The following is a 12,815-nucleotide window of genomic DNA, read 5'->3' as shown; positions in this document are numbered from 1 at the left end:
CCCCATCTCCCCATCTCCCCATCTCCCCATCTCCCCTCTCCCCCTCACCTCACCGAGGGACTGTCAGCCCTTCTACTTGTTGATACCCAACTGATCGCCGCGCTTGTACTGCTGGTAAGCAGCAAAAAACAGCCCCGACAGAGTAACAAAGATTAGACCCAGAACAATACCTGAAAGTAGCGGTTCTACCATGAGAGCTCCTTAACGTTAAGATTTAACAATCTATTTTTAATATTACCAGCACTTACACAGTTGAAGTTTCGCATTCTTGGGCCTTCCGGGGTCTCAGAACTTGATATCCCGGCTGGGAAGGATTAAGCTATGTTATGAGAAATAAATTTTCTTGTAGATAGTTTTTTAAATTGAACTCCTTTGAATCACCAACTTGCCACGAATGAAATTAAGAACCCGATCGAGCGAATTGCCATATTTGCGATCACGGTGTTGCTTGCCATCATATTGGCGAGTCTGACAATTCGTCAGTTTCAAGTCGCCGATCCCTACGTCAGAAGCGTAATGTCCCTGACTGGCGACCAGTTTCAGGGTTCCGCCATCTTTCAAATGAACTGTGCGGGGTGTCACATATCCGCTGGAGATACTCAAGTCGGGCCCAACTTGCAGCGAGTTTCCGATCGCAAATCCGAATTCGAGCTGATCCGCCAAGTCACCAGCGGGCGAACCCCACCAATGCCCCAGTTTCAGCCGAGTCCGCAAGAAATGGCCGACTTGCTGAAATATCTCGAACAAATGTAAACAAAAAAAGGGAACGAAATTTCGTTCCCCTGCTCCCGATTTGTCCAGGTAAGAGTAAGGTGCGCAATGCGCACCCGGAGGAGGAGTGCGGACTAAACCAGCAAGCTAAAACTGCTCGCCGATAACTGGCCCGGCAGTATGCCCCCCAATATAGCCAAAGTCTGGTTAGTGCTGGCGATCGCGATCGCAGTTGAGCCGTTAGTTTCGGTTAACAACAGTTGACTGAAGTCCAAGCCTCCCACCAACTGGATCGAATCCAATTCTGGCGCAAAGTTGATAATCGTGTCAGTTCCCTGAATCGCTGCCAATACAAAGTCTTGTCGGTTGCTACCACCGATCAGGGTGTCATTGCCAATGCCGCCAAAGAGCAAGTCATCGCCGGTGCCACCAAAGAGTACATCATCGCCACTACCGCCCAGTAAGGTATTGTTACCGTCACCGCCGCAGAGAGTGTCATTACCCTCATCGCCAAACAGCACGTCGTCGCCAGCGCCTCCCAACATTACATCGTCGGCTTTGCCACCGTACAATACGTCATTGCCTTCGTCGCCACTGAGCGAGTCGTTGCCGCGATTGCCGTAAATCGTATCATTCGAGCGATCGCCAAAAATCAGGTCAAAGCCTTTACCGCCAAAGAGAGTGTCGTTATCGATGCCTCCGTAGACGGTATCGTTGCCCGTATTGCCATTGATGTAGTCGCCCCCCTGTAGGCCAAAAATCAAATCGTTGCCACCCAATCCGAAGATCGAGTCACTGCCGGCACTGCCCACGATCGTATCGTCCCCGTTAGGGCCATTGATCACATTACCCCGTGAAGGAGTTGCAGGCAGATTGGGAGCCACAATCCTGGGGAATGGATCAGGGCAAACCAAATCTGTCCCTACAGGTGTTGGCGTCGGCGTCGGTTCAGGAGTCGGCGTCGGCGTCGGTTCAGGAGTCGGCGTCGGTGCAGGAGTCGGCGGTGTTGGCGGCGTCGGTGCAGGAGTCGGTGGTGTTGGCGTCGTTACAGGTGTCGGCGTCGGTGTCGGCAGCGGCGTTATAGGTGTCGGTGTCGGTGTCGGTGTCGGCGTTATAGGTGTCGGCGTCGGGGAGTTCCCGAAGTTGATGCCGGTGACAATCTGACCCGAAGTCAGCGCGATGTCCGTGGGGTCGTCGGTGCTTTGGGTAAACCCAGATTTCTGGACTTCCCGGACGCGGTAGCTTCCCGGCGTTAGGTTCGTGAACAGATAGTTGCCACTGCCGTCTGTGGTGGTAGTAACAGGAACAATAGCAGGAGCTCCTGGGGTTGGAGCTGCGAGGTTGGTTAACACAATTTGGTAATCGGCTAAACCCGGTTCTCCAGCATCCTGAATCTTATTGTTGTTAGTGTCTCGGAACTTCAGACCTCGGATCGTGCCCGGTTGGGGCAGGAAGTTACCGAAGTCAATGCCCGTCTTGGCATCTCCACCGGCAACCGTAACGGGAGCGGGGTCGGTGGTCGTCTGTATCCAGCCAGTTTGCGGGACTTCCTTTACCTGGAAAGTACCTGCGGGTATGTCCTTGATAGTGTAGTTGCCATCCTTATCAGTGATGGTAGTCAGTTCGCCCTGATCGAAGACTCCATTTTGTGGTTGGTTATCGAGGAAGATTTGCCAGTTGGGCAGACCCACTTCCCCGGGATCCTTGATTTTGTTTTGGTTGAGGTCGCTGAATTTTTGGCCGCTAATCGTACTCGACTTGAAGTTACCGAAGTTGATGTTAACGATGTCTTGACCGCTGGTGACAGTGATGTCGGCCGGGTTGGGCGTAGTTGGCGTCCAGCCGATTTGCGGCACTTCCCGCACTTTGTAGGTTCCTGCTGGCAAATCGAGGAATTTGTAGTTGCCAGTGGCATCGGTGAGGGTACTCTGTTCCCCGGTGTCGAAGGTGTCATTGCTGTTGGTATCGAGGAAGAATTGCCAGTTGGGCAGTCCTGTTTCTTCGGGATCTTTAAAGCCACTATCGTTGGCGTCGTTGAATTTCAGCCCGCTAATCGTGTTGGGCTTGAAGTTGCCGAAGTTGTTGTTTTGGGAGTCGGTGCCACTGGTGACGGGGATCGTAAACGCGCCCGGGGCAGCGGGAGCCGTTTGCGTCCAGCCGGTTTGTGGCACTTCCCGGATGTTGTAGGTGCCGGCTACCAGGTTGGTGAACTCGTACTTGCCGTCGGCATTGGTGACGGCGGCGCTGGTGCCAGTTTCGTTTGGTACTTGGTCTTGGACGGTGTTGTTGTTGGTATCCAGGTAGATTGTCCAGCCTGCTAGCGCTGGTTCGCCAGTATCTTGGACACCACTTTTGTTGAGGTCGTTAAATTTGAGCCCGCTGATTTTGCCTAACTGGAAGTTGCCGAAGTTTGTGGGAGTGGCAGCGGTGTTAGTGATGTCTGTGCCACTGGTGGCAGTGATGCTGCCAGTGGGGGCAAGAGTTGGCAGCCAACCAGTCTTTGGCACTTCCTTTAGGGTGTATGTGCCGGGCCCAATGTCGGTAAATGTGTAGTTGCCGATGGTAGTTGTACTTTCGGTTTTTACCACTGCACCGGCGGCATTGAGTAACTGAATATCAAACAGAGTTGCCGATGCTCCGTCTGTCCCATCTAGGACTCCGTTGCCGTCTTTATCCTCGAATTTGGTGCCACTAATGGTGATGTTTTTGAAGTTACCGAAGTTTCCGCCGGCGACAGTTGCACCGCTTTGGAGGGGGATGTCGGCGGGATCTGTGGTGGTTTTTGTGAAGCCTGTCGGCACGACTTCCCGGACGCGATAGGCTGCACCGCCTGTAAGGGGCGGCAAGGCTGTGAAACTGTAATTACCAGTCGCATCAGTGGTGGTACTACTGATCGTTGCCCCAGTGGCGGCGTTGAGTAAATTAATCGTAACGCCAGTAGTTACTGGCAAATCTACAGGAAGATCTTGAGTACCGTTGCCGTTTTGATCATCGAATTTCAAACCACTGATGGTCATCAACTGGAAGTTGCCAAAGTCAGTACCAACAATGACATCAGCAGTACCAGTGGTCGCTGTTGCTGCTAACGTCTGGACGTAGCCCGGTTGTAACGTTTCTGCGATCGCAGTATTTGCCTTAGTATCGGTGAGGGTGTATTGGCCGATAGTCGCACCAACGGTAGAGGTAACAGCAGTCTTGGTTCCTGCGGTAATAGTCCATCCGTCTAAACCTGGATCTGTCGCAGCTTTAACGCCGTCGCCGTTGAGATCGTTGAATTTCTGACCCTGAACAACGGGCCCGTACTCGTAAGCACCGATGTCAACATTGGGTTTTGCAACGAGAGTATTGTCAATTTTGCGAGGGAAACCAGTGCCGCGTTGGTCGAAAGCAGTAGCGCCCACGGCCGTTATGGTTGGGTCGCCTCCACCAATGGCAGGGTTGCTGCTGGTAGTTACAGGGCTATTGTCAACTAGGGCAAGGGTGAAAGGAGCAGCAGTTGCGCCGTTGAGTCCGGCAGCGGCGGCTGGTGCTAATACATTTGCGATCGGAACTGCTAATTGCTCAGTAGCCGCAAAACCTGTACTCCCCGTGATAACTCCAATCAGGTTGTTGTTCGCTGTAAATGCTCCTGTAACATCGGTGTTGGTAGCAGCAGTGTTGCCAGCGACGATCGTATTCTTGACCGTGACAGTACCACCGTTGTCAATTCCTCCGGATCTAGCAATCAGACTAGCCGGTGCGCCAACAGTAGCCGCTGTAGCAGTGTTATAGGCGATCGTGTTGTTAGTCAGCGTAGCTGCTGCACCTAAGTTAACGAAAATTGCACCGCCTGCGGCTGTACCCGCACCTGCGGTAACATCACCAGCATTTCCACCCGTAACTCTGTTGCTATACAAGGTGCTGTTGGTCAAGGTCAAGCTGCCGCCACCGACAAAAATCGCACCACCCAAACCAGCACCGCCACCACCTGCGGTAGTGCTACCAGCACCGCCACCAGCAGCACCGCCAACACCACCAGTGCTACCAGCACCACCGCCGCCACCAGTGCCACCAGCACCGCCAACACCACCAGTGCCAGCAGTGCTACCAGCACCACCAACACCGCCAGCACCGCCACCGCCGCCCAGGCCGCCAATACCGCCCACGCCGCCAGTACCGCCCACGCCAACAATACCAGGAGCACCAGCAGTAGCACCACCAGCACCGCCAGCACCACCGCCACCACCACCACCGCCGAAGATTCCGCCACCGCCAATCCCACCAGCACTGCCAGGCCCACCACTACCGGTGGTGGCTCCACCAGTACCACCAATGCCACCAATGCCACCAGTGCCACCAGGGAAGCCAGCGCTACCATCCCCAGCGGTGCCACCAGTGCCGCCAACGCCATTAGGAGTGCCACCAACACCACCGATCCCGGCCGCACCAGGAGTGCCACCAGGAACACCAGTGTTTAAGTCGCTGTTGCCACCAACGCCACCGCTCCCAGCAGTACCGTTACCGCCGATCGCACTGTTGTTCGAGAAAGTCACTCTGTCAACAATTACACTGCCAGTATTGATAAAAAGTGCGCCGCCTAAACCCCCTGCGCCACCACCACCACCAACTGGTGCGTTGCCACCTAATGCTCTTGCAGAATCAATGGTGAGGTTGGAGATGTTGACTGGGTTTGCACCGCTATCAACTACCAAGGCGCGGAAATTATTAGCGCCCCTGATGGCAAAACCTCCGCCAATGATAATGGTGTTGTCACTAATTTTTGGCAGCAGCCCCGTGAGGGTGATATCCGCAGTCAGGGTAATTGTGTCAATCCCAGCGTTGATGTTGGCAACATTGATGGCATTTAGCAGTCCGCTAAAGTCGCCAGCATTCTGGTTTAAGTCAGCAAGCACGCCACTATATGCTTCCCTCGCCTCTTGGGAAAACGCCACAGGAGTCTCTATCTTCCCTGTAGTTACTTCCAGCACCCAGTCTCCACCGAGTGCCGCATTCCCAGTCAAGTTATCCGAAGCGGCAATATTTGCTCCTGTGAGCTGGCTCAGCCTTTCCACGAAGGCGACACCTGCTTCTGTGGCGGCGACATTGCAACCGTAAAGTAAAATTTCAGGTTTAGCAGTATTTGAAGAGTTCGAGTTTGCTTCGGCTGCTGGCAAAGCAAACCATGTTTCTAAATAATTGCGGTAGCTTTCAATATTGCTGAGATTCAGTTCTGTGGTTCCCAGTTGCAAGCTGGCTGCTGCGCCGTGAGACAAAATGTGGACGGCTGCAATATTTGTCCGCTGCTTAAGTGTTTCGGCGATTTGCTCGATGCCGTCGCGATCGCCCTTCAGGATAACAACTTCTGTATCGGAATTCGCGGTTTCTGTTAAACTTTCGCAATCTTTAACTTGTGAATCTGCAAAAACTATCTGGTGTTTCCGTTCTTTATAGAGTTCCATGATTAAATTCCTCTGGTACACACACACTAAATTCATAGCACAAACCAAACGCAGCAGCGATCGATCAAATTCCTCTGCGGATGCGAGTCGTTGGCAAAACCCGCCCCTATGGGGGCTACGCCAACGAAGTCGATTGCCCTAACTTTCACCTAAATGGAATATTGACAAAACCTTTTTTTTATGCTCCCCTAGGATATACTAAGTTAGTTTGATTCTGTAGAAGTTTTCCAGGCGGATATTGTTCCGGCTGTTAAAAAAATATTTGAGAAGACTGGCGCGCAGTTTTTGATGTCATTAGACTCGATAAAATACTACGTTTTGTCATAAATGTCAAGCAAAAAAAATAACTAATGGCGATCGAGCGTCATTAGTTAAAATTTGATGTTATTTGTTTACGGTATTGATGGCAACGCGAAGCTGAGCCTGTACCGCGAATAATCACCAATTACCAAGTTTCTTCATCGGGATGATTGGAATTGCTCCATATTTCCACATCTAAATCGTTGAGATAAATCAGAGCACTTTCAATCTGTTGACTTGTACCGTTAAGTTCCAAATCAAACCAACCATCATCCGAAGTTTTGACACCCAACAAAGCCGCATTAAAATTCACCGTCAAACCGTGTTCGGAAATCAGGTTAGAAATTACAGGTTCCTGATGGTATTCTTTAGGAACACGAATGCGAATGCGGGTTTGAGTTGGTCTGCTGTCTCCTGACTCAGTATGCGGGATATCTGATTCTTGGGTTTTGTGAAAATTGTCGATCGACTCAAATTCAGATTTGCTACTATTCTGATCTAACATTTCAGCCTCCTAATATTTACTTAAATGTAGGTTGCGTTGAGGAACAAAACCCAACTGTCAACTATCAACTGTCAACTGTCAACTGTCAACCTCCTTAATGCTAGTTTTCTTTTCCAAAATCTCCTGAAGCACGAGAGTAACAACTGCTAACAAACCGAGAACTACCGCAGCAGAAAAAGCCGATTGCGTCGCATATTGCTTGTAAGCATCCTCTACAAACAAAGGCAAAGTTTGGGTTTTTTTAGCAATATTTCCCGACACCACAGAGACGGCTCCAAATTCTCCCATTGCTCTAGCATTGGTCAAAATTACTCCGTAAAGCAAGCCCCAGCGAATATTCGGTAGCGTGACATTCCAGAAGATTTGCCAATCATTTGCTCCTAAAGTTTTCGCTGCTTCTTCTTGATCTGTTCCCACTTCTTCCAAAACAGGAATCACTTCGCGGGCGACAAAAGGTAGAGTGACAAAAGCAGTTGCTAGTACCATTCCGGGAAAGGCAAAAATAACCTTAATTCCGGCACTCTCCAGCCACGGACCGAACCATCCCAAGCGACCGTAAAGCAGTACAATCATTAAACCTGCTACTACGGGAGATACGGCAAATGGCACGTCTAAAATGCTGATTAAGAGTGTGCGTCCCCGAAATTTGTTGCGGCCGATAACCCAAGCTGCACACAAACCGAATACCGTATTTACAGGTACAACTATCAGTGTAATCAGCAGGGTAAGTTGTGCTGCTGACAGAAAATCTGGTGAGGTTAAGTTGCTAAAAAATGGTTCTACTCCCTTTTTAAAAGCTTGGTAAAAAACGTTGAGAGCTGGAATAAATAAGATGAGTCCAAGATAGACGATCGCAATTCCGATCAAAGTTGGTTTTACCCAAGCTTTTTCTTTTTTTCTAGCTGAACCACTAGGTGGAAAATTGTACTCTTTCGATAAATTCAAATTAGCCGTCATAGCGTCTTCTCCATGATTGTAAGAGGTTTATAGCGAATAACATTGTCAGGGAAATACCTAACATGAAAGTGCCGATCACCGTGGCTCCTGCATAGTCGTACTGCTCTAATCGCTGGAAAATTAAGACAGGTGCGATTAAATCTTTAAACGGTATATTAGAAGCTACTATTACAGTAGAACCGTACTCGCCCACCGCTCGCGAAAATCCGAGGGCAACTCCGGTTAAAATTGACGGAAACAGTGGCGGTAAAACTACTCGCCAGAAGGTTTGAAATTGAGAAGCACCCAAGCACCAAGCTGCTTCTTCGATGTCTTTTTCCATTTCGTTTAAAACTGGTTGTACAGTCCGCACGATGAAGGGTAAGGAAATAAAGATCATTGCTACGCCTACGCCTAAGCGAGTGAATGATATCTTGATTCCGAAGGGTGCAAACAGCCCGCCGATCCAGCCGTTATCGCTGTAAACTGTGGCGAGGGTTAAACCTGCAACTGATGTCGGGAGTGCAAAGGGTAAATCTACTGCTGCATCGGCAATCCGTTTTAAGGGAAAGTCGTAGCGGACTAATACCCAGGCAATTAATGTGCCGAATACTCCGTTAATTAATGCGGCAATTAATGCGGTAAAAAACGTGACATTGTAGGCGGAAAGGGCGATCGGGCTTGTGGCAATTTTCCAAAATTCGACGGGGTTTGCTGTGCTGGCTTTTAGCAGCATGGCTGTGACTGGCAAAAATAGCATGAGGCTGAGGTAGCCTATGGTGATTCCCCAAGGTAGGGTGATTTTGCCGATCGCTCTTTTGATGTTGGCGATCGCAGATTGAGAGTTGGTTGCTGGAGATGATACTGTCATAGGGTGATTTTTAACCGCAGATGAACGCCGATAAACTCCGATTTATTCGTTCCCAAGCAGAGCCTGGAAACGAGTAACGAGTAAGTAATGACTGCGAAGGGGTAATTCAGGAATTAGCGTTTAATTGAACCTTGGATTTTGTCAAAAGCGGCTCCGTCATCAAAGAATTTCTTCTGAATTTCTCCCCAACCTCCTAAGTCTTGAGCTGTAAATAGGGTTTTGACGGGGGGATATTTTTGGACAAATTCTGCTTCTGCGGCGACTGTCGCATCTATTGGCCGAAAACCTGCTTTAGCAAATTCTCGCTGAGCTTCTGGGGTGTAGAGAAACTTGACGAATGCTTCGGCGACTTCGCGGGTGCCGTGTTTGTCCACGTTTTTATCGACGATGGCGATCGGATTGTCGATCGACACATTCACGTCTGGAATAATATAAGTCGGTTTTTCGCCTTTCTGAGATGCCAGAATAATCTCGTTTTCGTAGTTAATTAAGGCGTCACCTTGGCCTTGTTTGAAAAATACGTCGGTGGCTTCGCGGGCGTCTTTGGTCAGGATGGGAACGTTTTTGTAGACTTTGCTCGTAAAATCTAATGCTTTGGTGTCATCGCCTCCGGTTTTGACAACCGAGCCCCAAAGTGCTAGGAAATTCCAGCGAGCCACGCCTGATGTTTTGGGATCGGCGGTAATCAATTTCACTCCGTCTTTGGCTAAGTCTTCCCAATTTTTGATGTTTTTGGGATTGCCTTCGCGGGTGACGATGGCTGCTACGGATTTGCTGACGATGCCTTCGTTGGGCACTTCTTTTTCCCACCCGGGCCCAATGAGTCCGGCTTTCTCGATTTTGGCGGTATCGAGGGCGAGGGCTAGGTGCACGATGTCGGCTTCTAATCCGTCAATTACGGCTCGGGTTTGGGAACCGGAACCGCCGTAGCTCTGGTTAAAGCTGACGGTTTGCCCCTTTTCTTTTTGCCACTGTTCAACAAATTTGGGAATTATCGCTTCGTGGGCGGCTTTGGTGACGGCGAAGGAAACGAGGGTTAGTTCTATGTTGCCTTTTTTGGCTCCTGGGCTAGCACCAGCGCCGGGAGTGGCTGCGGGGTTGCTGGGGGTTCCCTGCTGGCAGGATACAATGGCCAGACTTAAAGTTATTCCTACTAAAAATAGGGACAGGAATCTTTTGAGTGAAGTCAACGATTGATTTTTGCCTCCTGGTGACTGTTGCGCTCGGTGAAATTGTTGAGTTAGGTGTTGCCGCTGGCTCATTATATTTGTTCCTCTACAGAAACTACGGTTATTAGGTCGGAATACCGTAATTATGGTGGTGAAGTACGATTATAAACAGGCGCAAGTAAAAATAGCAACAAAAAAAATGAATTGGGGGGGCTCGCGATCGATCGACTAATCCTCAAGTCTTACCATCCGTGGTTTTGAACCAGATTCGCGGTAAAATGTAAACCGTATAAATACGATGATTGAGTCAAGGTGCTAAGCCTGCACGATAACGCCTTACGGATGCGCTGGCTCCTCGCCCAAATAAGCGCGATCGCGGCAAGAGTCCCAGCGGGAGACGCCTGACTCGCGCGATCGCCCCCCAAGTAAGAAAAAGTTTTAACTGGTATGTCATTACCCCGCCCCGTCTCAGACACCCTAATTGAACTGTTGAAGCCTGTAGCCTGCGAATTGGGAGAAAGATTGGGAGCAAGCGCTATTAACGAGCGCTATGCAGAAATTGAGCCGTCTGGTTCTTCTGCTTTGAACCAGCAAATCAAAAAAGACCCCCGCTGGATTAAAGCACAAGTTAAATATTTGCAGCGACAGCAGGCCCGAGAACAAGAGTTAATTGCGATCGCCAGTATAGAAGAAGAAAGGCTAAAGGAAGAACGCGCTAATCGAATTAAGGCCGAAGAATTGAAAGATCAGCGGGCTATTAGCCGGCTTGGTCGCGAGTTAATGCGGGAGATTCAATCAGAAGCAATTCGAGTTAAGCTCAACGAAATTCAAATTATTTGGGACAGGGACAACTGGTTTTCTAATTTGAGCAGACAGGAAACTGAACAGATTTTGCAGCAGCAGCAGCACCGATTGCTGTTGTTAGTTGCTCCGGCAAAAATTAGCCAAGATTGCCCGGATTCGTTTCGCCACAATCTGAATATCGAACTCCCGGCTAAGTTGAGAACTTTTTTGAACCAGTATTACCCCCCGCACGGAGAATCTTGTCCGGTTCAGTTTTACGGAGATTATTTCAAAAACGCGATTTCTGATATTGATGTGGAGCGGTTGCAGACTGTTTTGTCTCCCGTGCCGACAGCTATATTGTACAGCGATATCAGCGATTATGAAGTTAATTTTCATGTCGGTTTTTGGGGAATTATTAATCAGAGCGTTTCCCTAGTGGCGATGCAGCCTTGGAACTGGGAAGAGGTTTATCACCAGTTGGAGGCGGAGGGGAAAGATGAAAAGCTGAGCCTGCGGATTATTCGGCAAATAATTGTGACAATTCATAAGTTACTGGCGGCTTTTTTAGCTGATTTGTATTATTTAAAGATAGATTTTACTTACGAACCTCAGCTATTTAATTTAGAGGCGGAATTTGCTCAAGAATGGTTTTCTAAAGATTGGGCGTTACCGTATATGGAAACTCTTAAAGAAATTCAGGAGCAGCAGCGAATAACCTATAAGGGAGAGATGCGGCGCCTGGCGCTGCGAGAGGCGAAAGCTCGGGCGGAACGCAAGCGTTTGGAAGAGGCTGAACTCAAACGCAGAGAGGAAGCTGAGGCGGTAGCTAAGCGGGCGAAGGAGTTAGCTCACAAATTTAAAAATCTGAAATGGCGGTGTGCATACACTCTACCGGGACATTCATCGTTTGTGAATTCTCTGGCGATTAGTCCTGACGGCAAAATTCTGGCTAGCGGCAGTTGGGATAAAACTATTAAGATTTGGAAGTTAGAAACAGGGGAATTAATTGGCACTCTGACGGGACATTCCGATCGCGTAAATTCTGTGGCTATTAGCTCGGACGGAAAAATGTTGGTCAGCGGCAGTTCGGACGAAACAATTAAGTTTTGGAATTTGTATAACGGTGATTTATTGTGTACTTTTCCGGGACATTCTATGGAGGTGAATTCGGTGGCGGTTAATCCGAAGAGCCAGCTAATTGCTAGCTGCGGTGGGGCTGATAATGCGATTAAGCTTTGGAATTTGCGGACTGGTGAGTTGCTACGGACTTTGAGGGGTCATGCTGACAATGTGAATGCGGTGGTTTTTAGCCCGGATGGTAAGATATTGGCGAGCGGCAGTTCGGATGCGACGAGCAAGGTTTGGGATGTGGAAAGTGGTAAGTTGCTGCGGACTCTTTCGGGTTTGAGTGTTGGGGTGAATTCTGTGGCGATCGCGCCGGATGGTCAGACTCTTGCTAGCGTCAGCAATGATTATACGATTAAGCTGCGGAATTTGCATACGGGCAGTTTGTTGCGGATTTTAAATTCTAATTCTGCGAGGGGAAAGGGTGTAGCGAATTTAGGCATGAATGAGGCTGTGCATATTTTGCGGAATTATGTGAGTCGGGGCGATTCGGTGGCTATCAGTCGAGACGGTTTGACTTTGGCTAGCGGCTGCGATGATAATACGATTAATATTTGGAGTTTGCAGACGGGGGAGCTGTTGAGCACTCTTAAGGGACATTCGGGTACTGTATACTCGGTGGCGATCGCACCTTCGGGCAATTTACTCGCCAGCGGCAGTGGGGATGAGACGATTAAGATTTGGCGCTGCGATTAGACAGTTGGCAGTTGACAGTTGGCAATATTCAGAGCCTGTCCGCTAATTAACACAATACTTGTACGGGCGGGTTCACCAACAATCTATAATTCCCACTCACAATCTATATAAACCCGCCCCCACCACGCGACTAGATATGATTTGAGATTTTGGGGCTAGAAACCGGGTTTCTGGGAAAATTTGGGTTGAGTGACGAGAAATATCGGAAGAAACCCGGTTTCTGGAGTATAGGTGCGTCCAAAACTCTCAAACACGACTGCGGGATTTAGCTCAAGAGA

The 12,815-nt window shown here is 49.4% G+C and carries 8 protein-coding genes; 2 read left to right on the top strand and 6 right to left on the bottom strand.

Translation table 11 applies throughout. The features are described from left to right. Positions 1–72: 72 nt before the first annotated feature. Positions 73–192 (bottom strand): cytochrome b6-f complex subunit V, encoded by a 120-nt coding sequence (gene petG / locus K4039_RS12415; protein WP_015174208.1) that lies wholly within the window; start codon positions 190–192, stop codon positions 73–75. Positions 193–372: 180 nt separating this feature from the next. Between petG and K4039_RS12410 the strand changes: the two genes are divergently transcribed. Continuing rightward, positions 373–753 (top strand): c-type cytochrome, encoded by a 381-nt coding sequence (locus K4039_RS12410; RefSeq protein ID WP_265235493.1) that lies wholly within the window; start codon positions 373–375, stop codon positions 751–753. Positions 754–845: 92 nt separating this feature from the next. Here the strand turns inward: K4039_RS12410 and K4039_RS12405 are convergent, their stop codons facing one another. The 5 genes from K4039_RS12405 to K4039_RS12385 form a co-directional block, all read right to left on the bottom strand. Beyond that, a complete protein-coding gene (locus K4039_RS12405; RefSeq protein ID WP_265235492.1) occupies positions 846–6,149 on the bottom strand; it encodes an SdrD B-like domain-containing protein in 5,304 nt (1,767 codons plus the stop codon). A 445-nt stretch (positions 6,150–6,594) separates the two neighbouring features. Continuing rightward, a complete protein-coding gene (locus K4039_RS12400; protein WP_265235491.1) occupies positions 6,595–6,954 on the bottom strand; it encodes an NIL domain-containing protein in 360 nt (119 codons plus the stop codon). Between the two features lie 78 nt (positions 6,955–7,032). Further along, on the bottom strand, positions 7,033–7,911 hold the full coding sequence (gene cysW, locus K4039_RS12395) for a sulfate ABC transporter permease subunit CysW (RefSeq protein ID WP_265235490.1): 879 nt from the start codon (positions 7,909–7,911) through the stop codon (positions 7,033–7,035). After that, positions 7,901–8,761 (bottom strand): sulfate ABC transporter permease subunit CysT, encoded by an 861-nt coding sequence (cysT, locus tag K4039_RS12390; RefSeq protein ID WP_265235489.1) that lies wholly within the window; start codon positions 8,759–8,761, stop codon positions 7,901–7,903. Before cysT ends, cysW begins: the two co-directional genes overlap by 11 nt. A gap of 113 nt (positions 8,762–8,874) precedes the next feature. Next, the gene (locus K4039_RS12385) at positions 8,875–10,023 is read right to left on the bottom strand and encodes a sulfate ABC transporter substrate-binding protein (protein ID WP_265235488.1); all 1,149 of its coding nucleotides are present in this window, start codon (positions 10,021–10,023) and stop codon (positions 8,875–8,877) included. 354 nt (positions 10,024–10,377) lie between these two features. On the opposite strand from K4039_RS12385, the gene K4039_RS12380 reads away from it, so the two are divergent. Continuing rightward, complete coding sequence (locus tag K4039_RS12380; RefSeq protein WP_265235487.1) at positions 10,378–12,537, top strand: serine/threonine protein kinase; 2,160 nt, start codon at positions 10,378–10,380, stop codon at positions 12,535–12,537. Positions 12,538–12,815 lie beyond the last annotated feature (278 nt).

The sequence above is a fragment of the Lyngbya sp. CCAP 1446/10 genome, from assembly GCF_026130175.1.
GTDB lineage: Bacteria > Cyanobacteriota > Cyanobacteriia > Cyanobacteriales > Microcoleaceae > Microcoleus.
Note: the sequence above shows the minus strand (reverse complement) of the source record. Positions and strands in the feature narration are given on the sequence as shown.

Bases quoted from the DNA above. Each gene is read 5' to 3' on its own strand.
- petG (WP_015174208.1), bottom strand. From the start codon at position 192: ATGGTAGAACCGCTACTTTCAGGTATTGTTCTGGGTCTAATCTTTGTT.
- cysW (WP_265235490.1), bottom strand. From the start codon at position 7,911: ATGACGGCTAATTTGAATTTATCGAAAGAGTACAATTTTCCACCTAGT.
- K4039_RS12385 (WP_265235488.1), bottom strand. From the start codon at position 10,023: ATGAGCCAGCGGCAACACCTAACTCAACAATTTCACCGAGCGCAACAG.
- cysT (WP_265235489.1), bottom strand. From the start codon at position 8,761: ATGACAGTATCATCTCCAGCAACCAACTCTCAATCTGCGATCGCCAAC.
- K4039_RS12405 (WP_265235492.1), bottom strand. From the start codon at position 6,149: ATGGAACTCTATAAAGAACGGAAACACCAGATAGTTTTTGCAGATTCA.
- K4039_RS12400 (WP_265235491.1), bottom strand. From the start codon at position 6,954: ATGTTAGATCAGAATAGTAGCAAATCTGAATTTGAGTCGATCGACAAT.
- K4039_RS12380 (WP_265235487.1), top strand. From the start codon at position 10,378: ATGTCATTACCCCGCCCCGTCTCAGACACCCTAATTGAACTGTTGAAG.